Source organism: Xanthomonas sp. DAR 35659 (assembly GCF_041242975.1).
GTDB lineage: Bacteria > Pseudomonadota > Gammaproteobacteria > Xanthomonadales > Xanthomonadaceae > Xanthomonas_A > Xanthomonas_A medicagonis.
This window is the reverse complement of record NZ_CP162488.1, coordinates 4,611,436-4,637,945: the sequence shown is the minus strand read 5'-3', so window position 1 is coordinate 4,637,945 and position 26,510 is coordinate 4,611,436. Positions and strand designations below refer to the sequence as shown.

Here is a 26,510-nt window from a genome sequence, read left to right as displayed (position 1 = left end):
AGAAAAAAGGCCGGCGGCGACGCCGGCCAAGGGGACCGGTCAGGCGCTGCGCGTGGCCACCGCCGGCGGCACCGCCGCGGCGCGCCGCGCCGGGGCGAACACCGCGAGCTGGCCGAGCAGCCACAGCGTCGCCGCGCCGAACGGCAGGTAGTACAGCGGCAGCCGCGGCAGTTCGTACCTGCCCATCAGCCATTGGTTGATCGCGTAGGCCAGCAGCATGCCGAGCACGATGCCGGTGCTGGCCAGCAGGAAGTTCTCGGTCTGGAAGTAGCGCAGGATCTGCCCGCGGGTGGCGCCGAGCGCGCGGCGGATGCCGATCTGCTTGGTGCGCTGCTGCACCCAGAAGCTGGCCAGGCCGACGATGCCCAGTGCGGTGACGATCAGCAGCGCCACGCACACCGCGCCCAGCAGCCACACCATCGCGCGGTCGCCCTGGAAGTAGGCCTCGCGGATCTCGTCGTAGGTCTGCTGCTTGAGCACCAGGCGGCTGCTGTCGACCTTCATCAGCGCCGCGGTCGCCGCGGCGAGCACTTCCTGGCGCCGCGCCGGGTCGGTGACGCGCAGCACGTACAGGCCGTCGGTGTAGTTCAGGCGCAGCGGCATCAGCATCGCGTAGTCGATCTGGGCCAGGCCGCCGGCCATGTTGGGACGCGCCAGCGTGTCGACGATGCCGACCACGCGCAATGCGATCGGCCCGGTATAGACGGTCTTGCCGAGGGCGTTCTGCCCGGGGAACATCTTTTCCGCCGTGGCGCGGTTGAGGATCACCGCGGTGCCCTTGTCGTGCACCGTCTTGTCGGTCATCGCGGCCTCGAAGTCGATGTACTCGTCGGGGGCGAAGTCGCGCCCGGCGATCAGGCGCAGGCCCAGGGTGCGTAGCGACCCTTCCTCGGCCATGTATTGCGCGGCGTTGAGCGTCGAACGCTCCTGGTCGGGGGTCAGCGCCAGGCCGGTGTTCCAGGAGTAGCTCACGAACGGCACCTGGTTGAGCAAGGTCGCGGCGCGCACGCCGGGCACCGCGCGCAACGCGGCCAGGTCCTCGCGGGTGCGCGCGGCGGCGTTGACCTGCTGGCCGATGCCGCCCAGCGAGATCGTCACCAGTTCCGACTCGGCGATGCCGCTGGGCCGCTGCAGGGTCTCGATGCGGTTGCCGATCAGGAACAGGGCGTTGCACACGATCGCGCAGGCCAGCGCGATCTCGAGCACGATCAGCGCGGCCGCGGTCTTGTGGCGGCGCAGGGTGGAGAGGATGGGGCGGATGTCCATGGCGATAACCTTGTAGGGGACCTTGGATGGCGGTCTGCGCGGCGGGTGACGGCCGCGCGTGGGAGTCAGGACGATTTGAGCTGCAGCGCCGGTGCGACCTGGATCGCGCGCCAGGCCGGCAGCAGGCCGGCCAGCAGGCTGGCGACCAGGGCCAGGGCGAAGGTCATCGCCAGCATCGTGGGATCCAGGTGGGCCAGCTTGGCGTAGCCGGTGGGCTGCTGGCGCACCGCCCACAGGCCGAGCAGGGACAGGCCGAGTCCGCCGATGCCGCCGGCCAGGCCGATGGTGCCGGCCTCCACCAGGCATTGCGCGAAGATCGCGCGGCGCGACGCGCCCAGGGCGCGGCGCACGCCGATCTCGCCGCTGCGGCGCAGGAACTTGGCCAACAGCAGGCCGACGGTGTTGAGCAGGCACACCAGCAGGAAACCCATCGCCAGCCACAGTTGCAGGCGCACGTCGCCCGGCACCACTTCGTTGTGGTCCAGCCACTGCATCACGTTGCGCAGGCGCACGTTGTTCGGGCGCTGGAAGCGGCCGGCGGCGCGTTGCTGGTTGGAATAGTTCTCCAGGTAGGCCTTGTAGTCGGCGACCTGGGTCGCGTTCTCCAGTTCGGTCCAGTACTGGATCCAGGTGCAGGGCGCATTGAGCGCGGTCGGGTCGCCGTCGTTCTCGCCGGAGCAGTTCATGCTGCCGTTGCGGTCCATCTTCAGGTCCATCGCCACCGCGAACGGCACGTACAGCTGTTCGTTCGCGCCGTAGGTGTTGGTGATGTCGTAGAAGCGCGGGTTGGGTTCCCAGGTATCCAGCACGCCGACGATGCGGAAGGTGTTCTGGTCGATGCGCAGTTCGCGGCCGACGCTGTTGGCGCCGTCGTAGAGCTTTTCGTTGAGCTTCTTGCTGATGACCGCCACGCGCTGGTGGCGTTCGTCTTCGGTGCCGCTCCAGCCGTGGCCGTAGAGGAACGGCGTATCGAACATGGGAAAAAAGTCCGCCGAGGTGAAGCGCGCTTCGGACTTGAACGGCTTCAGTCCGCTCCTGCTCGGTTCGACCGCCACCGATCCGCCGGTCATCATCGCCTGCCGCTTGGCCCGCTTCTCGCGCAGCAGCGTCTCGGCGTCGAAGCGCCGGATCTGGAAGTCGGGCTCGTCGCCGGGCTGGAAGCCGGCCTTGGAATCGGCATCGACCTGCACGTAGAACAACGTGTCGCTCTTCTGTGGGATCGGATCGCCGGAAAGCACGTAGAACACGGTCAGCGTGGTCATGCTGGCGCCGATGCCCAGGGCGATGGCCAGCACCATGAGGGCGGTGAGGACCTTGTTGCGGCGGAAGCTGCGCAAGGCGAGGCGGACGTAATAGCCGAACATAGGAGCTCCGGGTTCAGGCGCTGCGGGTGGCGGTAGCGGGAGGGACGGCGGCGGCGCGCAGCGCCGGGCCGAGGACGGCGAGTTGGCCGAGCGCGCACAGCAAGGCCGCGCCGACCGGCAGGTAGGCTGCCGGCAGCCGTTCCAGTTCGAAGAAACGCATCAGCACGACGTTGCCGGCGTAGGCCAGGAGCATGCCCAGCGCCACGCCGGCGCCGACGATGAGCAGGTTCTCGGTCTGGAAGTGGCGCAGGATGTCGCGGCGGGTGGCGCCCAATGCGCGGCGCACGCCGATCTGCCGGGTGCGTTGCTGCACCCAGAAGCTGGCCAGCCCGACGATGCCCAGCGCGGTGACCAACAGCATCGCGGCGATGACCGCCAGCAGCAGCTTGGCCATCGCCCGGTCGCTCTGGAAATAGCGCTGGCGCAGTTCGTCCAGCGGCTTGCTGTATTCGCCATCCAGCACCGCATCGGGCGCCGCGCGGGCCACGGCGCTGCGCGCCTGCGCGACCACGCGCGGCAGTTCGCGCGGATCGGCGCGCAGCACGTAGGTGCCGGATTGCGAGGCCTCGCGTACCGGGATGAGCACCGACCAGTCGCCGCCGATCGCGCCGTCCTCGCTGCGGCCGGGATCGGGCCGCGCCAGGTGGCGCAGGATGCCGACCACGCGATAGTGGCCGCCGGCCCACAGGTCGCGCCCCAGCGGGTCCTGGCCCGGCCACAGGTGCTCGGCCAGGGCGCGGGTGATCCACACGTCGGCGGTGGCCGGCGCGAAATGCTCGAATGCCTGGTAGTCGCCGGCGCCGAACGCGCGGCCGCTGTCGGGCTTGAGGCCCAGCGCGGCGATGGCGCCCGCGCTGGCGGTGTAGAAGTGCGGCACGCCACCGACCTGGGTGCAGGCCTGGTCCAGGCACACGCCGCTGTTGCCGGCCGCCGGCGCGAACGGCACCGTGTTGATGGTCCCGGCCGCGCGGACCCCGGGAATGCGGCGCAGCGCATCGAGCACGCGCGCGTTGAGATCGGCGTCGCTGCAACCATCGCAGCCGGACAGCGACACCAGCCCCAGCGCGGCTTCGTCGATGCCGCTGTCCAACTGCACCAGTTGCAGCCGGTTGCCGATCAGGAAGAACGCGTTGCACAGCACCGCGCAGGCCAATGCCACTTCCAGCGCGATCAGGCTGGCAGCGATGCGGTGGCGCGACAGGGCGCGCAGGATGGGGCGGATGTGCATCGTGGGGGTCCCGGTCACAGGCTCTTGAGTTGCAGCGCCGGGGCGATCCGGCTGGCGCGCAGGGCCGGGAACAGTCCGGCGGCGAGGGCGCAGCCGATGGCGAGCGCGAAGGTGCCGGCGAATGCGGGCAGATCCAGATGCGCCAGATCGGCGTAGGCGGTCGGTTGCTGGCGCACGCTCCACAGGCCGAGCAGGGTCAGCAGCCATCCGCCCACGCCGCCGAGCAGGCCGATCACGCTGGCTTCGGTCAGGCACTGGGCGAAGATCGCGCCGCGTGCTGCGCCGAGCGCACGGCGCACGCCGATCTCGCCGCCGCGGCGCAGGAACTTGGCCAGCAGCAGGCCGACGCTGTTGAACAGGCACAGGCCCAGGAACGCCAGTGCCAGCCAGCTCTGCAGGCGCACGTCGCCGGGCACGACCCGGTTGTGGTCCAGCCATTGCGGCAGCGACAGCAGCCGCGCCGTGTCGCTGCGGCCGATGCGCCCGGCCGCGCGCTGCTGCGCGGCGTAGTCGGCCAGCAGGCGCCGGTAGTCGGCGACCTTGGCCGGCGTGTCCAACTGCACCCACAGCTGCACCCACACGCACGGCGCGCTGCGCAGGTCGAGCGGCCGCGGTGGATCGCCGTAGCAGGTCCACGGCTGGATGTGGCCGTCGTTGAGTTCCAGGCTGGTGGACAGCGGCGCGAACACGTCCTGCGGCTTGCCGTAGAAACTGCCGGTATCGCCATGGGCGAAGCTGCCGCCGGCCAGCGTGTAGAACTGCGGCGATGGCCGCCACGGCGCCAGCACGCCGACGATGCGCACCGCGTTGCCGCGCACCAGCAGGCTGCGGCCGACGCTGTTGCGGCCCGCGAACAGGGCGTTGTTGAGATCGGAGGAGATCACCACCACCCGCGCGCGGTCGCGGTCGTCCTGCGCGCGCCAGCCGCTGCCGTACGCGAAGGGCACCTGGAACATCGGAAAGAAGTCGGCCTGCGTGGACAGCAGTTGCGCCATGAACGCCGGGCCGCCGCGCTCGGGCGCGCGCAGCTTGATCTGGCTCTCGGCGACGATCGCCTGGCGATCGGCGCGCGCGCTTTGCCACAGGTCCATCGCGCTGCGGTAGTCGAGTTTGTCGTACGGCTGCGCGCCGACGTCGCCGGCGGGGCGCGGATCGAGCTGCGGGTAGAAGATCCGCTGGCTGTGCCCGGGCAGCGGATCGCCGGACAGCAGCCGCATCACCGTCAGCGTGGTCATCGCCGCGCCGATGCCCACGGCGATGGACAGCACCATCAGCGCGGTGAGCACCGGACTGCGGCGCAGGCTGCGCAGCGCCAGCTGCAGGTGATAGCCGAACATGCCTCGTTCTCGCCTTCCGCCGGGCCGGTCAGGGACGCGCCGTCGCGTCGCCGCCGCGCGCCAGCACCGGCTCGCGCTGCAGGTCGGTGGCCTGGCCGTCGACGATGTGCACGTTGCGCTGCGCGCGCGCGGCCAGTTCCGGATCGTGGGTGACCATGACGATGGTCGAGCCCTGCGCGTTGATCTCCTCCAGCAGTTCCATCACCCCGCGCGCCATCTGCGAGTCGAGGTTGCCGGTCGGTTCGTCGGCCAGCAGCAGGCGCGGGCTGCCGGCCAGGGCGCGCGCGATCGCCGCGCGCTGCTGCTGGCCGCCGGACAGTTCGGAGGGGTAGTGCTTCATGCGCGAACCCAGCCCGACCCGGCCCAGCGCCTCCTCGATGCGCTGCTTGCGCTCGGCCGCGGCCATGCCGCGGTAGCGCAGCGGCACGTCGACGTTGTCGAACAGGTTGAGGTCGGGGATCAGGTTGAAGCCCTGGAAGATGAATCCGATCTTCTGGTTGCGCATGCGCGAGCGCGCATCGTCGTTGAGGTTGCTGACGTCCTGGCCATCGAGCACGTACTGGCCGCTGGTGAAGGTCTCCAGCAGCCCGGCGATGTTGAGGAAGGTGGTCTTGCCCGAACCCGACGGCCCGGTGACGGCGACGAACTCGCCCTCGCGGACATGCAGGTCCAGCGAGCGCAACGCGTGCGTCTCGACCTGTTCGGTGCGGAAGACCTTGGAGACGGAGCGCATTTCCAGCATGACGTAGTCCTTGGAGTGGTGGTTGGTTGCAGCCGACGAACCGCTGCGATGGTTACGACGAAGGATCGGAACTCGGCACGACAATCGAAAGGGAGAGGCTGAAGCAGCAACGGCCTTGGCTTTTCCAATTCCCCATTCCCGATTCCCCAATCCCAGCTTTCAATGCACCGTCACCTGCGGCGCATCGCCGAACAGGTCGCTGCCGGAGACGACGACGCGATCGCCGGGCTGCAGGCCCGAGCGCACCTCGACTTCGCCCAGGCTGGTGACGCCCAGCTCGACCGGACGGCGGATCGCCGAACTGCCGTCCATCACGTAGGCGTAGCGGCCGCCGGACTGCTCGACGAACGGGCCGCGCTCGACCTTGAGCACGTTCCTGCGGGTGTCCAGCAGCACCCGCGCGCTCATGCGCTGGCTCTGGCGCAGGCCCGGCGGCTGCTTGTCGGTGAAGCGGATGCGCGCATTGACCTCGCCGTTGACCACTTCCGGCGACACCGCCGAGATCGCGCCGGCGAACGGTTCGCCGGCGCCGCTGGTCAACTGCGCCGGCATGCCGATCGCCAGGTCGCGGGCGAAGCTCTCCGGCACCTTGATCTCCAGTTCGAACTTGGACAGATCGACCACGCTCAGCACCGGCGCGTTGGCGGCGACATTGGTGTGTTGCGACACCTGCACCTGGCCGACCTGGCCGTCGAACGGCGAACGCAGGGTCAGCAGATCCACCTGGCGCCGCACCTCGGCGACCACCGCGCGCTGGCGTTCGGCGAGCAGGCGCTTGTTGCGCGCATCCAGGCCCGCGCCCTGGCTCTGCAGGCCGGAGTCCTTCTGCGCGTGGCTCATCGCGATGTCGGCCTTCTTCAGCGCGTCCTGCGCCTTGGCCAGTTCCACCTGCGGCACCGCGCCACCGTCGAAGCCGCGCTGGTAGCGCTCCAGGTCGCGGCTGGCGGCCTGCCGCTCGATCTGCGCCTGGTCGACCAGCTTGCTGGCATTGGCGCGCGCCAGCACCGCATCCAGGTCGGCGCGGCCGGCCTCGGCTTCCAGGCCGGCCAGGGTGGCCTCTTCCTGGGCCAGCTTGCTGCGCAGTTCCGGGCTGTCGATCTCGGCGAGTTCCTGGCCCTGCTTGACCACGTCGCCGGCCACCACCTTCAGGGTCACGGTGCCACCGGAGATGGCGTACAGGGTGGGGCTGTTGGCGGCGATCAGGCGGCCGTCCGCGGAGATGTCGCGGACCAGATCGCCGCGGGTCACCGTGGCGATGCGCACGCGCTGCGCGTCGAACGAGCGGCTGCCGGCGATCCAGCCGCGCGCGGCGAAGACGATGCCGACCAGCACCGCCAGGCCGATCAGCCCCGGCCACAACCAGCGGCGCCAGACGGCGGCGGAGCGGGGGCGGGCGAGAACCTGGTCCTGGGCGGAAGTGTCGCGGATCATCGGGTCGGGTCGCGCAGTGGAAGGATGAACGTTTCCAAAGCACGCCGCGTGCCAATCGCAAGCGATTGAAAGGGTTGAATTATTTTTGCGGCGGACGGCTGTCCGCGTGTCCGCGGACACGTTCGCGGACACCCTGTCCGCGTCCGCCGGCGGGGACGGACGCCGCGCGCGCGGCGCGCCAGCGCCGGCCGCGACCACGCCATGGCCTGGTCGAGTCGCGCCGGCGGGCCGCATGGGACATTCAGCGGACAAAGCTAGAATGGCGATCTTTCGATGCAGGGTATGCGGCTATGTGCGGGATCGTGGGGGCGATAGCGGAACGGGACGTGGTGCCGGTCCTGATCGAGGGCCTGAAGCGTCTGGAATATCGCGGCTACGACTCCTCCGGCATCGCCGTGGTCGCCGCCGACGGCGTGCGCCGGGTGCGCCGCACCGGGCGCGTGGCGGAGATGGAGAGCGCCGCGCTGGCCGAGGACGTCCACGCCCTGCTGGGCATCGGCCACACCCGCTGGGCCACCCATGGCGGCGTCACCGAGGCCAACGCGCATCCGCACATCAGCCACGGCGACCTGGCGCTGGTGCACAACGGCATCATCGAGAACCACGAACAGCAGCGCGAGCGCCTGCGCGCGCTGGGCTACGTGTTCGAGTCGCAGACCGACACCGAGGTCATCGCCCACCTGATCCACCACCACGCGGCGCAGGGCCTGAGCCTGCTGGCGGCGCTGCAGGCCGCGGTGAAGGAACTGACCGGCGCCTATGCGCTGGCCGCGGTCAGCCTGTCGCGCCCGGACGTGCTGGTGTGCGCGCGCATGGGCTGCCCGCTGCTGATCGGCCTGGGCGAGGGCGAGAACTTCATCGCCTCCGACGTGTCGGCGGTGATCCAGGCCACGCGCCGGGTGATGTTCCTGGAGGAGGGCGACACCGCTGAACTGAGCCGCACCGCGGTGCAGGTCTACGACGCCGAGGACCGGCCGGTGCAGCGCGACGTGCACATGTCCGAAGTGTCGCTGGCTTCGCTGGAACTGGGCCCGTACCGCCACTTCATGCAGAAGGAGATCCACGAGCAGCCGCGCGCGCTGGCCGACACGCTGGAGGCGCTGTTCGACGCCGGCGGCTTCGATACCGCGCTGTTCGGCGGCAAGGCCGATGCGTTGCTGGCCGACGTCGAGGGCGTGCAGATCATCGCCTGCGGCACCAGTTACTACGCCGGGTTGACCGCGCGCTACTGGGTCGAGTCGATCGCCGGCCTGCCGTGCAGCGTGGAGATCGCCAGCGAATACCGCTACCGCGCCGCCTACGCGAACCCGCGGCAACTGATCGTCACCATTTCCCAGTCCGGCGAAACCCTGGACACGATGGAGGCGCTGAAATACGCCAAGTCGCTGGGCCACGCCAAGACCCTGTCGATCTGCAACGTGCCCGAGAGCGCGATTCCGCGTGCCAGTGCGTTGGTGCTGTACACCCGCGCCGGCGCCGAGATCGGCGTGGCCTCGACCAAGGCCTTCACCACGCAGCTGGCGGCGCTGTTCCAGCTGAGCTGCGTGCTGGCCAAGCTGCGCGGCCGGCTGAGCGCCGAGCAGGAGGCCGAGTGCCTGGAGCAACTGCGCTTCCTGCCGGGCAGCGTGCAGCACGCATTGAACCTGGAGCCGCAGATCGCGGTGTGGGCCGAGCGCTTCGCCGACAAGCACAACGCGCTGTTCCTGGGCCGCGGCCTGCATTACCCGATCGCGCTGGAAGGCGCGCTCAAGCTCAAGGAGATCACCTACATCCACGCCGAGGGCTACCCGGCAGGCGAACTCAAGCATGGCCCGCTGGCGCTGGTCGACGCGAACATGCCGGTGGTGGTGATCGCGCCCAACGACGCGCTGCTGGAGAAGGTGAAGTCTAATATGCAGGAAGTGCGCGCGCGCGGCGGCGAACTGTTCGTGTTCGCCGACCAGGACAGCAACTTCAGCGAATCCGAAGGCGTGCACGTGATCCGCACCCCGCGCAACGCCGGCCTGCTGAGCCCGGTGGTGCACACCATCCCGGTGCAGTTGCTGGCCTACCACACCGCGCTGGCGCGCGGCACCGACGTGGACAAGCCGCGCAACCTGGCCAAGTCGGTGACGGTGGAATAATTGCCGGTGTGCGTCGCCCGGGCCGGCCTGCGCGCCTTGGCAGGCTGGCACGCGCCGCGCATGGATTGCGCTGACGCAGCGCTGGTGTGAGACGTCCGCAGCCGTTGGCCGATGCCGTCGCGCCGGCGCGAGGCGGCACGACCGCTTCTGCGTAGCCGCTGCGGTTACCTGGTCACGCTGTCGAAGAACGCGACCAGGCCCCGTGGCGCGTCGGCGTCGAAGAACATCGCCAGGTTCTGCGCCGACTCTTCGGCGAAGGCCGCGCTGCGCGGGAACAGCGCGCTTTCGTAGGCGTCGAGCGCGGCGTCGAGCGCGTCGGGATGGGCGGCGATGGCCTTGCCGAGTTCGGCGCCGTCGTGGAGCGCCAGATTGGCGCCCTCGCCGGCGAACGGCGACATCAGGTGCGCCGCATCGCCCAGTAGCGTCACGCCGGGCCGGCGCTCCCAGCGGTGCTCGATCTGCAGCGCATGGATCGGGCGAAGCACCGGAGCGGTGTCGCTGTCGGTGACGAGTGCGGTCAAGGCCGGGGCCCAGCCATCGAATTCCGCGGCGACGCGGGCCAGCGCGGTCGCCGGATCGGCGAAGTCCAGGCGCGCGAACCAGTCTTCCGGCCGGTTCAGCGACACGTAGCCCTGCAGGGTCCCGTCGGCATGGCGGTGGGCGAGGATGCCCTTGCCCGGCGCGACTGCCATCAGCGTGCCGCCGCCGATCGTCCGCGCGCTGGCGGGGTGGCGGGTCTCGCCGTCGAACAGGTAGGTCTCGATGAACGAGGTGCCGGTGTAGACGGGCACCGCGGCGGACAGCAGCGGACGCACGCGCGACCAGGCGCCGTCCGCGCCCACCAGCAGGTCGGTGGTCACGGCCGCGCCGTCGGCGAAGCGCAGCAGGTGGCGCCCACCGGCGAGCGGGGTGGCCGTGGCCAGCTTGCGTCCCCAGCGAATGGTGTCCGCGGGAAGCGCGTCGAGCAGGAGCCGGCGCAGGTGTCCGCGATCCACCTCGGGGCGGGTGCCGCCGCCCGTGTCGGGCCGGTCGATCAGGATCGCGCCCTGGCTGTCGACGATCCGCTTTGCGTCCGCGCCGGGAAGCACGAGGTCGAGGAACGCGTCGTAGAGGCCGGCGGCCTGGAGCGCGCGCTGGCCGTTGTAGGTGTGGATATCGAGCAGGCCGCCTTGCGGGCGGGCCTCCGCCGAGGCCTCGGCTTCGTAGAGCGTCGCGGCGATGCCGTGCACGTGCAGCACGCGGGCGAGCATGAGCCCGCCCAGCCCGGCGCCGATGATCGCGATGGGAGTGTGCATCTGAATCCTTGGTCGAGGAGGCGCCGGGATGGACGCGAGGAGGCATGGAACGTCATTCCAATATATTGGAATGTCGTTCCATGCGTGTCAACATGGGGCATGGCCAAGACAAACCGCGGTACCCCGCGGCGCGAGGCATCGCTCTCGCGCGAACAGATCGTGGACGCGTCGATCGCACTGCTGGACAGCGGCGGCGAGGGCGGGCTGACCTTCCGCGCGCTGTCCGAACGGCTCGCCACCGGGCCCGGCGCGCTCTACTGGCATGTCGCCGACAAGCGCGATCTGCTGACCGCCGCCTGCGACGCCATCGTCGCGCGCACCTTGCAGGCGCCGTGCGCCGACGCCACGCCGGAGGCGGCGTTGCGTGCGCTGGCGCTGGGCATGTTCGATGCGATCGATGCGCATCCGTGGATGGGCTCGGCGCTCACCCGCGCGCCCGGCGAGTTGCCGATCGTGCGCGTCGTCGAGCGCATCGGCCAACAGGTGCGCGCGCTCGGCGTGCCGGAGCACGCGCAGTGGGCGGCGGTCGCCGCATTGTTGAGCTACATCCTCGGCGTTGCCGGGCAGAACGCGGCCAACACCCAGATCGCGCGCGTGCGCGGCATCGTCAGGTCCGAGTTCCTGGATGCGGTGGCGGACGCGTGGTCGCGGCTGGATGCGGACGCTTACCCGTTCGTGCGCGGCATGGCCGTCCAACTGCGCACGCATGACGACCGGATGGATTTCCTGGCCGGCATCGACCTGATCCTGCACGGTCTGGCGGCACGGCGCGCCCAGGCGCCGCCGGCCCCTGTCTCGGGCCGCAAGGTCGCCGCCAGGAAGAAGTAGCGTGGTTGCCGCCGCGTCGCGGTGTCGGCGCGTGAAAAGGACAGGTTCCGGGCGACATGCATGGCGCCCCATGCCCGCACCGTGATCGCGAGCCTGCGGCTACCGGATCGTCGCTGCGCGTCGCGGCGTGCCGCACCGATGTCCTGCGCGCAGGTTCGGGTGATGGCGATGCGCATCGCCTCCGCGTCTCCGCCGGGGTTGCGCGGCGCGTTCGCGGTGCACGCACGCCGGATTGGCAGCCGCGGCGGCCGGCTGCCAACGCAGTGGCCCGGGTTATGCATAAGCTCCTGGCGAGGGTTCCCACCACGCAGGAGGACGCATGTACGAGTCTTTCAGACAGGGGGCGCCGGCCGAACTGTGGCAGGCGCTGGTGCACGAGGCAGGGCAGCGGCTGGGCCGGCCGCTGGACGAATCGCGCGAGAGCTACCTGGTGTTCGTGTTGCTGCGCTACCAGGCCGATGGACACCTGCTGTCGCGCACCCAGGCGCTGGCCTGGCTGCATGCGCAGGAGCAGGTCGGACGCGCCCGCGCCGACGCACTGCGCGAAGTCGGCGACGGCTGCCTGCTGATCGCCGGCCTGTTCCCGGGCGTCGCCGCGCGGCGCCGGGTCAGCGTGGACTACTTCATCGACCTGGGCCGCGGCGCCTACTACGAAGTCGCCGAAACCCGCGCCAGCGACGCCGGTTTGTTCGCGCAACTGGCGCGCAGCTACCAGGAGTTGGTGCGCACGCTGGGCGCGCTGCGCCCGCCGCGTGGGTGGCGGGTCGGCATGGAGGGTTCGCTGCACGCCTGAGGAGCTTGGCGCCGGCATCGGTTCGTGCCCTGCGGCGACGGTGAGCCGACATATCGCGCGCGTCGCTGCAGGAGCGGCCTCAGCCGCGACAGGCGCTAGCTGTCATCGGTCAGGCCTGTCGCGGCTGAAGCCGCTCCTACAGGGGCGACGTGCGCCTGGAACCACATCCGCGCGCCCGTCACCACGCGCGTGTCGTGTGCCGCTTCCGCCGCGTCGCGGCGATGGTTGGCCGTGGCGCCGAACGTGCGTTCGTGGACCATGCGGCGGTTGATCCCGCAACGCAGGCGAAGTGCTGCAGGGGCGGCTTCAGCCACGACAGGTGCCATCGGTCGGGCCTGTCGCGGCTGAAGCCGCTCCTACAGGGGCGACGTGCGCCTGGAACCACATCCGCGCGCCCGTCACCACGCGCGTGTCGTGTGCCGCTTCCGCCGCGTCGCGGCGATGCTTGGCCGTGGCGCCGAACGTGCGTTCGTGGACCATGCGGCGGTTGATCCCGCAACGCAGGCGAAGTGCTGCAGGGGCGGCTTCAGCCACGACAGGTGCCATCGGTCGGGCCTGTCGCGGCTGAAGCCGCTCCTACAGGGGCGACGTGCGCTCAGAACCACACGCGCACGCCTGCCACCACGCGCGTGTCGCGCGCGGCTTCCGCGGCGTCGCGGCGATAGTCGGCGGTGGCGCCGAACGCGCGCTCGTGGACCACGCCCAGATAGGGCGCGAAGCGGCGGCTGACCTCGTAGCGCAGGCGCAAGCCGGCCTCGAGCGTGGACAGGCCGCTGCCGACGCCGCGCGCACGGTCGTCGGCGAAGGCGATGTCCGCTTCGAGTCGCGGCTGCAGGATCCAGCGATTGGTCAGCAGCACGTCGTACTCGCCCTGCAGGCGCGCGCTGGCGTCGCCATCCTCGCCGACGTACAGCGTGGCGGCGACCTCGAACTTGTACGGCGCCATGCCCTGCACGCCGAACGCGGCCGAGGTGCGCGCGTCGCCCGGGGCGATGGCGTGCTGCACGCCGATCAGCACATCCCACCACGGCGACACCGCGCGACCGTACAGCGCTTCCAGGTCCGCCGCCTCGGTATGGCCGCCGCTGCGCTCGCCTTCGCTGCGCAACCACAGGCGATGGATGTCGCCGCCATACCAGGCGCTGGCTTCCCAGCCCTGGCCGTTGCCGCGTTCGGCGTCCCAGCCCTCGAGACGATCGAGCAGCAGGTAGCCGACGCGCGATGGACCGTGCTGCATCGTGTGCTCGCGCAGGACCGGGAACGCGGCGGCGCGGTCGGCGTCGGTGATCGGAGGGATCGGCTCGCGCGGCAGCGCCGTGGTGGCTGCGGCGGCGCAGGTGCAGGCGGTCCTGGGCTGTGTCGGCGCTGCCGGTGCCGTCGCGGGGTGTTGCCTTCCGCCGTGGTCCGGCATGGCGCGATCCCGCGTCGTGTGATCGGCGTGGTCGGAATGCGTTGAGTCCGCCGCTTGACCCGCGCCAACCGGGGTAACGGCAGGATCCGCGTCGGCTGGCGGCATGTCAGCGTGCATCGTCACGGCGTGAGCAGCGTGTCCCACGTCCGCGCGCCGCAACGCCTTGCCGCGCGCCATCGGTGCCGTCGATGCCGTGTCGGCAGGCGTGGCGTCGCCCCGCACAGCGCGCGCATGGACATCGCCGTGCGCCACCCCTTCCGCTTGGGCGTCGTGCGCATGCACCATTCCGGTGTGGTCGGCGACGGCGCTCGGCGCCGCTTGGGCCTGCGGGCGCGTCGCAGCGTCGGCATCCGGACAGACACACGCAGCCGCCATCGGCGCCGCCGCGACGACAGGCGCAGTGGTGCCTTCGGCTGGGGCCACAGTACTCCCTGCGTCAGACATTGCCGGCATCTGCATCTGCTCATGTGGGTGCGTATGCTGCGCGGGGGCGACGCCATGGACCAGCAGCAGTGCCAGGCCGACCGCCTGCGTCAGCGTGGCGCGCGTGGTGGCGCTCATGCCTCCACCCGCACTTCGCGCATCATGCCGCCGTCCATGTGGTACAGCAGGTGGCAGTGGTAGGCCCAGCGCCCCAGCGCGTCGGCGCGCACGCGGTAGCTGCGGCGCGTGCCCGGCGGCATGTCCACGGTGTGCTTGCGCACCTGGAAGCGGCCCGCGGCGTCCTCCACGTCGCTCCACATGCCGTGCAGATGGATCGGGTGCTGCATCATCGTGTCGTTGACCAGCACGATGCGCAGGCGCTCGCCGTAGTTGAACCGCAACGGCGCGGCGCCGGCGAACGGAATGCCGTCGAAGGACCAGGCGAACTTCTCCATGTTGCCGGTCAGGTGCAGTTCGATCTCGCGCCCGGGGTCGCGCCCGTCGGGATCGTCGAACAGACTGTGCAGGTCGGCGTAGGTCAGCACGCGGCGGCCGTTGCCGCGCAGGCCGATGCCGGGATCGTCCAACTTCGGCGCGGTGGCGGAGGACTGCATGTCCACCAGCGGATTGCCGCGCTCGCTGCGCGGATGCCGGGGCGCGGCGCCGGTGGCGGCCGCCGCGTGCGCCGTGTGCTCCATCGCGGCATGGTCCATGCCGGCCATGCCCATGCTGGCGCCACAGCCGCCTTCCATGCCCTTCATTCCCGCCGCCCCGCCAGTGCCGTGCGCCATGCCCGCATGCATGTCCATGCCGTGGCCCATGTCCTGCATGCGCAGCAGCGGGCGCGGATCGTTGGCCGGCACCGGTGCTTCCAGTCCCTGGCGCACCGCCAGGGTGCCGCGCGCGTAGCCGGTGCGGCCCATGTCCTGCGCGAACACCGTGTAGGCGTCCTGGCCGTCGGGTTCGACCAGCACATCAAAGGTCTCGGCCGCGGCGATGCGCAGTTCGTCCACGCTCACCGGATGCACGTACTGGCCGTCGGCGGCGACCACGGTCAGCTTCAGGCCGGGGATGCGCACGTCGAAGTAGGTCATGCTGGACGCGTTGATCAGGCGCAGCAGCAGCTTCTCGCCGGGGCGGAATTCGCCGGTCCAGTTGCCGCCGGGGGCGACCCCGTTGAGCAGGTAGGTGTAGGTGTTGGCATTGACGTCGGACAGGTCGCTGGGCGTCATCCGCATGCGTCCCCACATGCCGCGGTCGGCGAGGGTGGCGCGCAGTCCGTCCGTTCGCGCGTCGCGCAGGAAGTCGCCGACGGTGCGCTGGTAGGTGTTGTCGTAGGACGGCATCTTCTTCAGCCGCCGGAACAGCGCGGCCGGGTCCAGGTCGGTCCAGTCCGACAGCAACAGCACGTGCTCGCGGTCGTAGTGGTAGGGCGGCGGCTGCAGCGGTTCGATCACGATGGCGCCGTACAGGCCGGCCTGCTCCTGGTGCAGCGAATGGCTGTGATACCAGTAGGTGCCGGACTGGCGCAGGGTGAAGCGGTACTGGTAGCTCTCGCCCGGGTAGATGCCGTCGAAGCTCATGCCGGGCACGCCGTCCATGTCGGCCGGCAGCAGCAGGCCGTGCCAATGCACGGAGGTCTGGGTGTGGCCGGGCAGGCGGTTGGCCACGCGCACCTCGACGGTGTCGCCTTCGCGCCAGCGCAGGATCGGCGCGGGCAGGCTGCCGTTGACGGTGATGGCCGGGCGCTCGCGCCCGGTGAAGTTGACCCGTGCGCTGCCGATGCTCAGGTCGAACGCGGTGCCGTGCAGTTGGTAGGGCAGGGCGCCGTTGCGCGCCAGCGCCGCGGCCTGGGCCGGGCGCAGCGACAGGCCGCCGAGGCCGGCGGCGGCGCCCAGCGCCAGGCCGGTGACGAAACGGCGCCGCGACGGCAGCGCCGGCTGGCCGGAGGAGGGGAATGTCATGGACGAACCTCGATGCGATGCGATGCGCCACCGCCAGGGCGATGCGCGCAGGGAGCGGCGGCGCGCAGGCGCGCGGCCACGGCGGTGCCGCCGGCGGGCGGCCGCGTCGCGATCAGGCGCTGGGAGGTCGTTCCAGGCGCGGCAGGCCGGGGGCGCCGCGGCCATCGGCGCGGCCGGCGGGGAACAGGCGTTGCGCGGCGATCGGCATTGCCATGGGCAGTGCGATCAGTGCCGGCAGCGGCTGCGCATGCGGACATTGGCAGCCGGCGGCGCTGCCGCAGCAGCCAGGCTTGCCGGAATGCGCGTGGTGGGGCGCGGCGTCCGGGTCCGCGGCGGGCGCCGCGGCCGCGTCCTGCGTGTGGCAGGGCATCGCCGCATCCGCGCTGCGTGCGTCATGCGCGGGCGCGGCGGCGTGGCGTGGGACATCCGCCTCGGCCGCTGCGTGCGGCGCGGCGCTCATGCCCGGCATCGCCACGGCCACGCCGGTGCCATTGAGCACCAGGCTCAGGCACAACAGCAGGCGGGTCAGCAGGGCGAAGATCGGCACGGAGGACGAGCGAAGCGGGCGATGCACGCAGGATACTGGAGCGATCGCCGCCGGCAAGCGCATCGGCGCCGAAGGGGCGCCCGTTCCGCTCACCCTGGACCCGGCTCCAGGGCGGCCGTGCGTGCCCGCAAGCGCTTGTCCGGCAAGGCGCCGTTCCCATGTGAGCGGTCAATGAACGCGTCGCGTGCGTCGGCGATCCCGTCTTGACCCTGGACCACGCTCCAGGGAGTAGCGTGGGCGCATGAAACCGGTCACTCCTCCGTCCCGCTTCACCATCGGCACGCTGGCGCGCCAGGCCGACGTCGCCATCGACACGGTCCGCTACTACGAGCGCCAGGGCCTGCTGCCGGCGCCGCCGCGGCGCGCCTCCGGTTACCGCGACTACGATGTCGCCGCCGTGCAGCGGGTGCGCTTCATCCGCCGCGCCAAGGAGCTGGGGTTTTCGCTGGAGGAGATCGCGGACCTGCTCGCCTTGCAGGACGATCGCCTGCACGGCGTGGAGGGCATCAAGCAGCGCGCCAGCGAACGCCTGCACGCGCTGGACCAGCGCATCGCCCAACTGACCGAGATGCGCGATGCGCTGGCGGTCTTGGTCGAGGAATGCCCGGGCCGCGGCGCGCCCGAGGGCTGCCCTATTCTCGGCGACATTCGCGGCGCCGCGCCCGCCAAGGCGCCGGCATGAACGCGTCCGCCAGCATCACGCTGAGCCTGCCCGTGCCCGGCCTGCGCGACGCCGCCGGCGCCGCCGACCTGGAGCAGGCGCTCAACCGCGTGCCCGGGGTCAGCGCCCAGGCCGACCTCGCCGCCGCGCGCCTGCGCCTGGACTACGACCCGCACCAGGTGGACGCGCGCGCCCTGCTGCAGCACATCGGCCAGGCCGGCTACACGGTGCCGACCCAGACCGCGACGCTGGACCTGGAGGGCATGAGCTGCGCCTCCTGCGCGGCCGCGATCGACACGGTTCTGGCGCGCACGCCCGGGGTGATCGCCGTGGCGGTCAATCTGGCCTCGGCCAGGGCGCGCGTGGATTACGTGCCCGACACGGTCGCCCCGGCCGAGCTGATCGCGCGGATCGGCAAGGCCGGCTTCGGCGCCAGCGTGGTCCGCGAACTGGACCAGGCGCAGACGGCGGCGCGCGCGCAGGCCGAGCGCCGCGCCTGGCGGCACGAGCTGGTGCGGTTCGCCGCGGCGTTGCTGCTGACCCTGCCGCTGGTCGCGCAGATGGCCGGGATGTTCGACCTCTCCGCCATCGGCCACGCGCTCGATGGCCGGCACGCCGAGCCGTTGCCGCGCTGGCTGCAGCTGCTGCTGGCCACGCCGGTGCAGTTCTGGCTCGGCGCGCGCTTCTACCGCGGCGGCGTCGCGGCGCTGCGCAACGGCCGCGCCAACATGGACGTGCTGGTCGCGCTCGGCACCAGCATGGCCTATCTGTACAGCGCCGCGGTCACCGTGTTCGGCCTGGCCGGGCAGCACGTGTATTTCGAGGCCAGCGCCGCGATCATCACCTTGATCCTGCTCGGGCGCCTGCTGGAAGCGCGCGCCAGGCGCAGGACTTCGGCGGCGATCCACGCCCTGCTCGCGCTCAAGCCGACCACGGCCAGGGTGGAGCGCGACGGCGCGATCGTGGAGGTCGATGTGGCCGAACTGGCGGTCGGCGACGTCTTCGTGGTCGCCGCCGGCGAGCGCGTGCCGGTGGACGGCGAGGTGCTCGAGGGCCGCTCCAGCGTGGACGAGGCGATGCTGTCGGGCGAGGCCATGCCGGTGGCCAAGGCGCCGGGCAGCCGCCTGTTCGCGGCCACCGTGAACCAGCTCGGCATGCTGCGCGCGCGCGCTACCGGCGTCGGCGCCGACACCTTGCTGGCGCAGATCGTGCGCATGGTCGATGCCGCGCAGGGCTCCAAGGCGCCGGTGCAGCGTCTGGTCGATCGCATCGCCGCGGTGTTCGTGCCGGCGGTGATCGCCATCGCCGCGCTGACCCTGGCCGCGACCTGGGGGCTGAGCGGCAGCTTCGCCACCGCGCTGGTGCATGCGGTGGCGGTGCTGGTGATCGCCTGCCCGTGCGCGTTGGGCCTGGCCACGCCGACCGCGATCATGGTCGGCACCGGGGTCGGCGCCCGCGCCGGCATCCTGATCCGCAACGCCGAGGTGCTGGAGCGCGCCCGCACGCTGACTACGCTGGTGCTGGACAAGACCGGCACCCTGACCGAGGGCCGGCCGCAGGTGACCGCGCTGCAGGTGGCGCAGGGCGGCGACGCCGCGGCGCTGCTGCGCCTGGCCGCGGCGCTGGAGACCGGGTCGACGCATCCGCTGGCGCAGGCGATCGTGCGCCGTGCGGCCGACGCCGGCGTGCGCGGCGCGGTGCCCGCGCCACGGCCGCAGGCGGTGCAGACGCTGCCCGGCCAGGGCGTGCGCGGCCGTATCGAGGGCCGGGACGTGGCGCTGGGGTCGCTGGCCTGGATGCGCGACCTGGCGGTGCAGGTACCGGACGCGGCCCTGCTGCAGACGGCAGCGGCGGCGCAGGCGCGCGGGCAGAGCGTGGTCGGCGTGGCGCTGGACGGCGAACTCGCCGGGATCGTCGCCATCGCCGATCCGCTGCGCGACGGCGCCGTCGAGGCGGTCGCGCGGCTCAAGGCGCGCGGCATCGAGGTGGCGATGCTCAGCGGCGACAACCGCCAGGTCGCGCAGGCGGTGGCCGCGCAGGCCGGCATCCAGCGGGTGCTGGCCGAGGTGCTGCCGCAGGACAAGGCCGCGGAAGTGCGGCGCCTGCAGGCCGAACGCGGCGCGCACGTGGGTATGGTCGGCGACGGCATCAACGATGCGCCGGCGCTGGCCGCGGCCGACGTCAGCTTCGCCATCGGCGCCGGCTCGGACGTGGCCGTGGAAGCGGCCGACGTGGTGCTGGTGCACGGCGACCTGGACGGCGTGGCGACCGCCATCGACCTGTCCGCGGCGACCCTGCGCAAGATCCGCCAGAACCTGTTCTTCGCCTTCGTCTACAACGTGCTCGGCATTCCGTTGGCGGCGTTCGGCCTGCTCAACCCGGTGATCGCCGGCGCGGCGATGGCGCTGAGTTCGGTGTCCGTGCTCGGCAACTCGCTGCTGCTGAACCGCTGGCGGCCGCGCTGAGCGCGCCGCCGCCGAACACCGCGATTTTTCCTGAAGGAGGATTCCTGCATGCGCCATCTCGACCTCATCGTCCACGGCATGACCTGCGGCGGCTGCTCGGCGCGGCTGCAACGGGTGCTGCAAGCCAGCCCCGGCATCGCCGCGGCCGAGGTCGTGCTGGAGGGCGGCCGCGTGGGCGTGGAGTACGACGACGCCCGCATCGACCCGGCAGCGATCGCGCGCGCCATCGCCGATGCCGGGTTCGAGGTCGCGGCGCACTGAACGCGGCGCCGCGGCATGCCCGCCGCCATGGCGGCGCGGGCCGTCGGGTGAACGCCGCCGCGACCGCGCGGTCGCGCGGCACCCCAGGGCGGGAGCGGGCGTGTATCGTGGGCGCGATGTTTCCGCCCTGCACACCGCCATGACCCATCGCGCTTGGGTGGCCGCCGCCATCCAGAAGATCGAAGCCGACTTCAACCGCTCGGCCGACACCCATCTGATCCCGCTGGACCTGCCCGGTTTCCCCGGCATCGACCTGTACTTCAAGGACGAATCCAGCCACCCCACCGGCAGCCTCAAGCACCGCCTGGCGCGCTCGCTGTTCCTGTACGCGCTGGCCAACGGCTGGCTGCGCGAGGGACGGCCGGTGATCGAGGCCTCCAGCGGCTCCACCGCGGTCTCCGAGGCGTATTTCGCGCGCCTGCTGGGCTTGCCGTTCATCGCGGTGATGCCGGCCAGCACGTCGCCGGAGAAGATCGCGGCGATCGCGTTCCAGGGCGGCCGCTGCCACCTGGTGCAGCGCGCCTGCGACCTGCATGCCGATTCGGTGCAACTGGCGCGCGAGACCGGCGGCCACTTCATGGACCAGTTCCTGTACGCCGAGCGCGCCACCGACTGGCGCGCCAACAACAACATCGCCGAATCGATCTTCCGGCAGATGCAGGAAGAGCCGCATCCGATCCCGGAGTGGATCGTGTGCAGCCCCGGTACCGGCGGCACCGCGGCCACGCTCGGCCGCTACGTGCGCTATCGGCGCCATCCCACCCGCATCCTGTGCGCCGACCCGGAAGTGTCGTTGTTCTTCGACGGCTACCGCGAGGCGCTGGCCGGGCGCGACTACGCCGGCCTGGAAAGCACCGGCGGTTCGCGCATCGAAGGCATCGGCCGGCCGCGGGTGGAGCCGAGCTTCATCCCCAGTTGCGTCGACGCGATGGTCAAGGTACCCGACGCGCTGAGCCTGGCGGCGATGCGCTACGTCAGCGCGCGCCTGGGCCGGCGCGTGGGCGGTTCCACCGGCACCAACTTCGTCGGCGTGCTGCAGGCGGCCACGCGCATGCGCGAGCAGGGCCGTGGCGGCGCCATCGTCACCATCCTGTGCGACAGCGGCGAGCGCTATGTGCACAGCTACTACCGGCCGCAGTGGTACGCCGAGCACGGCATCGACGTGGACCAGGCCGACGCGCAACTGGCCGCGGCGGTGGCCGGCGCCGGGTTGCCGCCGCTGCCTTGTGCCGCGCTGAACTGACCGCCATCTCTGCACCATGGCCGGCGCCGTCGGCCTTCCCCCTTGCGACCGAGACTTCCGCGATGACCAATCCCCTGCTCGATTTTTCCGGCCTGCCGCGCTTCGACGCGATCCAGCCCGAGCACGTCGGCCCGGCGATCGACACGCTGCTGGCGCAGGCCGAGGCGGCGGTCGCCCATGCCGAGCAGGTGACGCCGCCGCACTGGGATAGCTTCCTGGCGCCGTTGGACGACGCCACCGAGCGCCTGTGGCGCGCCTGGGGCCAGGTCAGCCACCTGCAGGCGGTGGTCAACACCCCGGCGCTGCGCGAGGCCTACAACGCCAACCTGCCCAAGGTGACGCGCTTCTCCAGCGCGCTGGGACAGAACCTGGCGCTGTTCGCGCAATACCGCGCTCTCGCCGCCGCGCCCGAGGCCGCGGCGTACACGCCCGCCAAGCGCAAGGTGCTGGACAACGCGCTGCGCGACTTCCGCCTGGGCGGCGCCGAACTGGGCGAGGCCGACAAGCGGCGTTTCGCCGCGATCCAGGAGGAACTGTCGGCGCTGTCGGCCAAGTTCTCGCAGAACGTGCTCGACGCCACCGACGCATGGTCGCTGTCGATCGACGACCCGACGCGCCTGGCCGGCCTGCCCGAGGACGTGGTGGCCGCGGCGCGCGCGGCCGCCGAGCAGGACGGCCAGGCCGGCTGGAAGCTGACCTTGCAGATGCCGTGCTACCTGCCGGTGCAGATGTACGCCGACGACCGCGCGCTGCGCGAGACCCTGTACCGCGCCAACGCCGTCCGCGCCTCGGAATTCGGCGACGCGGCGCTGGACAACAGCGCCGCGATCGAACGCATCCTCGCGCTGCGCGCCGAACTGGCCGGCCTGCTCGGCTTCGCCAGCTATGCCGAGTACTCGCTGGCAACGAAGATGGCACAGAGTCCGGACGAGGTCCTGGGCTTCCTGCGCGACCTCGCCGCGCGCGCCAAGCCGTACGCGCAGCGCGATCGCGCCGAACTGGAGGCCTACGCGCGTGAGCACCTGGGCCTGGACACGCTGGAGGCCTGGGATCTGGCCTACGCCAGCGAAAAGCTCAAGCAGGCGCGCTACAGCTTCTCCGAGCAGGAGGTGAAGCGCTATTTCACCGAGCCGAAGGTGCTGGAGGGCCTGTTCGGCCTGATCCACGACCTGTACGGCTTGCGCGTGGAGGCCGACAGCGCGCCGGTGTGGCATCCGGACGTGCGCTTCTTCCGTCTCAGCGATGCGCAGGGGCGCCTGGTCGGGCAGTTCTACCTGGACCTGTATGCGCGCGAGGGCAAGCGCGGCGGCGCCTGGATGGACGACTGCCGCAACCGCCGCGACCGCGCCGACGGCGTGCAGACGCCGCTGGTGTACCTGGTGTGCAACTTCGGCCGTGGCGGCGACGGCAAGCCGGCCACGTTCACCCACAACGAGGTCACCACGCTGTTCCATGAAATGGGCCATGGCCTGCACCAGTTGCTGACCCAGGTCGGCGAACTCGGCGTGGCCGGCATCAACGGCGTGGAGTGGGATGCGGTGGAGCTGCCCAGCCAGTTCATGGAGAACTTCTGCTGGGAATGGCCGCGATTGCAGGCGATGACCGCGCATGTGGACAGCGGCGAGCCGTTGCCGCGCGCGCTGTTCGACAGGATGCTGGCGGCGAAGAACTACCAGAGCGGCATGTTCACCGTGCGCCAACTGGAATTCGCGCTGTTCGACATGCAGTTGCATCACGGCTTCGATGCGCAGGCCGATAGCGTGCTGCAGTTGATCGAGCGCGTGCGCGACGAAGTGGCGGTCAACCGGCCGCCGGCCTGGAACCGCTTCCCGCATCAGTTCAGCCACATCTTCGCCGGCGGCTACGCGGCTGGCTATTACAGCTACAAATGGGCCGAGGTGCTCAGCGCCGACGCCTATGCCGCGTTCGAGGAAGCGCCGGACCAACTGGCCGCCACCGGCGCGCGCTTCCTGCAGGAGATCCTGTCGCGCGGCGGCAGCCGCCCGGCGCTGGAGAACTTCACCGCCTTCCGCGGCCGCGCGCCGGAGCTGGAGGCGTTGCTGCGGCATAGCGGCATGGCTGGATAGCGGGATTCGGGATTCGGGATTCGGGATTCGGGATTCGGGATTTTTCGCGAGTGTGCGGCATCTTCGGCGGTTCCGGCGTAGCTGTAGGAGCGGCTTTAGCCGCGACGAAGCGTTCCCGCTAAAGCCCGTCGCGGCTAAAGCCGCTCCTACAGGAATCCAGGAATCGCTTGCCAACGCCAGCGCGGCACGCTGCCTTTCGATTCCCGATTCCCGATTCCCGGCCTCCCGCCCTCCCGCCACTGTGCTAGAACATGGCGCAGCGGAGCGGCGATGTTCGCCACCGCGATCGCGGCCAGGAACGCAGCCGCACCGCACAAGGAGGACCGCATGAAGCGCGCAATGTGGTGGACGCTGTTGCTGTTGACGATGGCCGCGCCGGTCCTGGCGCAGGACGACAGCGGCTTCGCCCGCAGTGGCGCCAATCTGCGCGCGGGCCCGGCCAACGCCTATCCGCGCGTGGCGACGGTGGTGGGCGGCGACAGCCTCACCGTCTATGGCTGCGTCAACGACTGGTCATGGTGCGACGTGCGCTGGCGCGAGGCGCGCGGCTGGCTGCCGGCCGGCGTGGTCGAGTTCAACCGGCGCGACGGCGGCGTGCCGCCTGTCGTCGCGTTCGCCGTCGATCCCTATTGGGACGCGCACTACCGCGGCAAGCCGTGGGCGCGCGAGCGCGCGCGCTGGCGGCAGACACCGCAGGCCGCACCGTCCGCGGCGGCACCCGTGCCCGAGGCGCTCAAGCGGCAACTGATTCCCGCGCGCATCGCCGACGCCTATGCCCAGCCGTCGCCGCCGCCCGCGTCGGCGCCGGTGCAGCCGCAGTGGGTGCCGCCGGGCGAACGCATGTACCAGGTGCCGCCACCGGATGCGCTCAACCCCAAGCGCAACAAGGAACTGGCCGAGCAGCAGCGGCGCGACGAAGCCGAACGGCGCTGGCGCGAGTCCGGGCACGGCACGATCGAGCCAACGCCATGGGCGTCGTCTCCGTCGCCGCAGCAGCGACGCGCAGACGACGAACGACGCTGGCGCGAGTCCGTGCAGAACCCGACTCAGCCAACGTCATCGTCGTCGTCAGGGTGGCCGCCGACGCCGGAGGCGGTCGCGTTGGCCGTCAAGCACACCCCGCCACCGCCGTCGCCACCTGCTCCGGCGCAACCCCAGGCGCCCTCCACGCCGCCGCCGCCGAAGAAAGACCACGTGCGCGACGAAGACGCGTCACGGCGCCGCGACGGCAAGCAACTGGAGCGCTGAATCGCACCGCCGGCCGGCGACAGGACGCACCTGCCGCCGCCACGCGCCGCGGCGATCACACCTTGCCGAACACCAGCGCGGCATTGGTGCCGCCGAAGCCGAAGCTGTTGGACATCACCGTGCGCAACGTCGCCTCGCGCGTCTCGCGCACGATCGGGAACCCCTCGGCGCGCGGATCGAGCGCGTCGATATTGGCCGAGCCGGCGATGAAGCCGTCGCGCAGCATCAGCAGGCAGTAGATCGCCTCGTGCACGCTGGCCGCGCCCAGCGAGTGCCCGGACAGCGCCTTGGTCGAGGACAGCGGCGGCACCGAGTCGCCGAACACCGCGCGCACCGCGTCCAGTTCGGTGACGTCGCCCAGCGGCGTGGAAGTACCGTGCGTGTTGAGGTAGTCGATCGGCGCCTGCACGCCCTGCATCGCCATGTGCATGCAGCGCACCGCGCCTTCGCCGGACGGCGCGACCATGTCGGCGCCGTCGGAGGTCACGCCGTAGCCGAGCAGCTCGGCATGGATGCGCGCGCCGCGCGCCACCGCGCGCTCGTAGTCCTCCAGCACCAGCATGCCGCCGCCGCCGGCGATGACGAAGCCGTCGCGCTCGGCGTCGTAGGGACGCGAGGCCACCGCGGGACGATCGTTGAAGCCGCTGGACAGCGCGCCCATCGCGTCGAACATCAGGCTCATGGTCCAGTCCAGTTCCTCGCCGCCGCCGGCGAACATCACATCCTGTTGGCCATGCCGGATCAGGTCCGCGGCCGCGCCGATGCAGTGCGCCGAGGTCGCGCACGCCGCCGACAGCGAATAGCTCACGCCCTTGATCTTGAACGCGGTGGCCAGGCTGGCCGAGACCGCCGAACACATCGTGCGCGGCACCATGTACGGGCCGACCTTGCGCACGCCGCGGTTGCGCAGCAGGTCCGCCGCTTCCACCTGCCAATGGCTGGAGCCGCCGCCGGAACCGGCGATCAGGCCGGTGCGCACGTCGCTGACCGCGGCCTCGTCCAGGCCGGCATCGGCGATCGCATCGCGCAGCGCCAGGTAAGCGTACGCCGATGCATCGCCCATGAAGCGCTTGAGCTTGCGATCGATCAGCGCATCCAGGTCCAGCTGCACGTCGCCGGCGACTTGGCTGCGCAGGCCGTGTTCGGCTGCCTCGGGGTTGGCGCGGATGCCGGCACGGCCTTCGCGCAACGCGCGCGACACCGTGTCCAGGTCGTTGCCCAGGCACGAGGTGATGCCCATGCCGGTGATCGCGACGCGGCGCATCAGAACGCCTCCGTCGACGTGAACAGGCCCACGCGCAGATCCTTGGCGGTGTAGATCTCGCGTCCGTCCACCGACATGCGGCCGTCGGCCACCGCCATCACCAGTTTGCGGTTGATCACCCGGCTGATGTCGATCTCGTAGACCACCTGCTTGGCGCTGGGCAGCACCTGCCCGGTGAACTTCACTTCGCCCACGCCGAGCGCGCGGCCGCGACCGGGCGCGCCCAGCCAGGTGAGGAAGAAGCCGGTCAACTGCCACATCGCATCCAGGCCCAGGCAGCCGGGCATCACCGGGTCGCCGATGAAGTGGCAGCCGAAGAACCACAGGTCCGGACGGATATCCAGTTCGGCGCGGATCGCGCCCTTGCCGTGCGCGCCGCCGGTTTCGTCGATCGCGGCGATGCGGTCGAACATCAGCATCGGATCGTTGGGAAGGCGTCCAGCCTCGGCGCCGAACAGTTCGCCGCGTGCGCTGGCGAGAAGCTGTTCGCGTGAATACGAAGTGAGACGGCTCATGAGCAACAGTTCCC

The 26,510-nt window shown here is 71.1% G+C and carries 22 protein-coding genes; 9 read left to right on the top strand and 13 right to left on the bottom strand.

The annotated features are described in order from the left end of the window. Positions 1-39 precede the first annotated feature (39 nt). From AB3X07_RS19590 to AB3X07_RS19565, 6 genes are all read right to left on the bottom strand, one after another. Entirely contained in the window at positions 40-1,266 is a 1,227-nt protein-coding gene (locus AB3X07_RS19590; RefSeq protein WP_369940482.1) for an ABC transporter permease, read from the bottom strand. 65 nt (positions 1,267-1,331) lie between these two features. After that, positions 1,332-2,630: an ABC transporter permease gene (locus AB3X07_RS19585; protein WP_369940480.1), complete on the bottom strand. Its 1,299-nt coding sequence runs from the start codon at positions 2,628-2,630 to the stop codon at positions 1,332-1,334. Positions 2,631-2,643: 13 nt separating this feature from the next. Beyond that, complete coding sequence (locus AB3X07_RS19580; protein WP_369940478.1) at positions 2,644-3,858, bottom strand: ABC transporter permease; 1,215 nt, start codon at positions 3,856-3,858, stop codon at positions 2,644-2,646. Between the two features lie 14 nt (positions 3,859-3,872). Then, positions 3,873-5,195, bottom strand: coding sequence for an ABC transporter permease (locus tag AB3X07_RS19575; protein ID WP_369940476.1), 1,323 nt, complete (start codon positions 5,193-5,195; stop codon positions 3,873-3,875). 28 nt (positions 5,196-5,223) lie between these two features. Beyond that, on the bottom strand, positions 5,224-5,937 hold the full coding sequence (locus tag AB3X07_RS19570; RefSeq protein ID WP_369940474.1) for an ABC transporter ATP-binding protein: 714 nt from the start codon (positions 5,935-5,937) through the stop codon (positions 5,224-5,226). 159 nt (positions 5,938-6,096) lie between these two features. Beyond that, positions 6,097-7,368, bottom strand: a complete 1,272-nt coding sequence (locus AB3X07_RS19565) for an efflux RND transporter periplasmic adaptor subunit (RefSeq protein WP_369940471.1) — start codon at positions 7,366-7,368, stop codon at positions 6,097-6,099. 290 nt (positions 7,369-7,658) lie between these two features. Between AB3X07_RS19565 and glmS the strand changes: the two genes are divergently transcribed. Then, entirely contained in the window at positions 7,659-9,491 is a 1,833-nt protein-coding gene (glmS, locus tag AB3X07_RS19560) for a glutamine--fructose-6-phosphate transaminase (isomerizing) (RefSeq protein WP_369940469.1), read from the top strand. 164 nt (positions 9,492-9,655) lie between these two features. Here the strand turns inward: glmS and AB3X07_RS19555 are convergent, their stop codons facing one another. Next, entirely contained in the window at positions 9,656-10,741 is a 1,086-nt protein-coding gene (locus AB3X07_RS19555; protein WP_369940467.1) for an FAD-dependent oxidoreductase, read from the bottom strand. Here AB3X07_RS19555 and AB3X07_RS19550 point away from each other — a divergent pair. After that, positions 10,715-11,614, top strand: a complete 900-nt coding sequence (locus tag AB3X07_RS19550; RefSeq protein WP_369940465.1) for a TetR/AcrR family transcriptional regulator — start codon at positions 10,715-10,717, stop codon at positions 11,612-11,614. The genes AB3X07_RS19555 and AB3X07_RS19550 overlap by 27 nt on opposite strands. A 319-nt stretch (positions 11,615-11,933) precedes the next feature. Next, a complete protein-coding gene (locus tag AB3X07_RS19545) occupies positions 11,934-12,407 on the top strand; it encodes a hypothetical protein (protein ID WP_369940464.1) in 474 nt (157 codons plus the stop codon). Positions 12,408-12,502: 95 nt separating this feature from the next. On the opposite strand, the gene AB3X07_RS19540 is transcribed toward AB3X07_RS19545, so the two are convergent. The 4 genes from AB3X07_RS19540 to AB3X07_RS19525 all read right to left on the bottom strand — a co-directional run bounded on the left by AB3X07_RS19540 (position 12,503) and on the right by AB3X07_RS19525 (position 16,752). Further along, positions 12,503-12,667, bottom strand: a complete 165-nt coding sequence (locus AB3X07_RS19540) for a hypothetical protein (RefSeq protein WP_369940463.1) — start codon at positions 12,665-12,667, stop codon at positions 12,503-12,505. 335 nt (positions 12,668-13,002) lie between these two features. Then, entirely contained in the window at positions 13,003-14,103 is a 1,101-nt protein-coding gene (locus tag AB3X07_RS19535; RefSeq protein WP_369944819.1) for a copper resistance protein B, read from the bottom strand. Positions 14,104-14,375: 272 nt separating this feature from the next. Then, positions 14,376-16,205 carry a copper resistance system multicopper oxidase gene (locus tag AB3X07_RS19530; protein ID WP_369940461.1) on the bottom strand — a complete coding sequence of 610 codons (1,830 nt, stop codon included), beginning with the start codon at positions 16,203-16,205 and terminating at the stop codon, positions 14,376-14,378. A gap of 112 nt (positions 16,206-16,317) precedes the next feature. Further along, on the bottom strand, positions 16,318-16,752 hold the full coding sequence (locus AB3X07_RS19525) for a CopL family metal-binding regulatory protein (RefSeq protein ID WP_369940459.1): 435 nt from the start codon (positions 16,750-16,752) through the stop codon (positions 16,318-16,320). Between the two features lie 241 nt (positions 16,753-16,993). On the opposite strand from AB3X07_RS19525, the gene AB3X07_RS19520 reads away from it, so the two are divergent. The 6 genes from AB3X07_RS19520 to AB3X07_RS19495 all read left to right on the top strand — a co-directional run bounded on the left by AB3X07_RS19520 (position 16,994) and on the right by AB3X07_RS19495 (position 24,717). Continuing rightward, on the top strand, positions 16,994-17,434 hold the full coding sequence (locus AB3X07_RS19520; RefSeq protein ID WP_369940458.1) for a heavy metal-responsive transcriptional regulator: 441 nt from the start codon (positions 16,994-16,996) through the stop codon (positions 17,432-17,434). Further along, positions 17,431-19,878 carry a heavy metal translocating P-type ATPase gene (locus tag AB3X07_RS19515; RefSeq protein ID WP_369940456.1) on the top strand — a complete coding sequence of 816 codons (2,448 nt, stop codon included), beginning with the start codon at positions 17,431-17,433 and terminating at the stop codon, positions 19,876-19,878. The genes AB3X07_RS19520 and AB3X07_RS19515 overlap by 4 nt, the downstream gene beginning before the upstream one ends. Positions 19,879-19,926: 48 nt before the next feature. Beyond that, complete coding sequence (locus AB3X07_RS19510) at positions 19,927-20,139, top strand: heavy-metal-associated domain-containing protein (protein ID WP_369940454.1); 213 nt, start codon at positions 19,927-19,929, stop codon at positions 20,137-20,139. 139 nt (positions 20,140-20,278) lie between these two features. Then, entirely contained in the window at positions 20,279-21,382 is a 1,104-nt protein-coding gene (locus AB3X07_RS19505) for a PLP-dependent cysteine synthase family protein (RefSeq protein ID WP_369940453.1), read from the top strand. Positions 21,383-21,444: 62 nt separating this feature from the next. Next, entirely contained in the window at positions 21,445-23,469 is a 2,025-nt protein-coding gene (locus AB3X07_RS19500) for a M3 family metallopeptidase (protein WP_369940451.1), read from the top strand. Positions 23,470-23,796: 327 nt separating this feature from the next. Next, positions 23,797-24,717 (top strand): SH3 domain-containing protein, encoded by a 921-nt coding sequence (locus tag AB3X07_RS19495; RefSeq protein ID WP_369940450.1) that lies wholly within the window; start codon positions 23,797-23,799, stop codon positions 24,715-24,717. 55 nt (positions 24,718-24,772) lie between these two features. Here the strand turns inward: AB3X07_RS19495 and fabB are convergent, their stop codons facing one another. Beyond that, entirely contained in the window at positions 24,773-25,981 is a 1,209-nt protein-coding gene (gene fabB, locus AB3X07_RS19490) for a beta-ketoacyl-ACP synthase I (protein ID WP_369940449.1), read from the bottom strand. Next, entirely contained in the window at positions 25,981-26,496 is a 516-nt protein-coding gene (fabA, locus tag AB3X07_RS19485; protein WP_369940447.1) for a 3-hydroxyacyl-[acyl-carrier-protein] dehydratase FabA, read from the bottom strand. The genes fabB and fabA overlap by 1 nt, the downstream gene beginning before the upstream one ends. Positions 26,497-26,510: the final 14 nt, after the last annotated feature.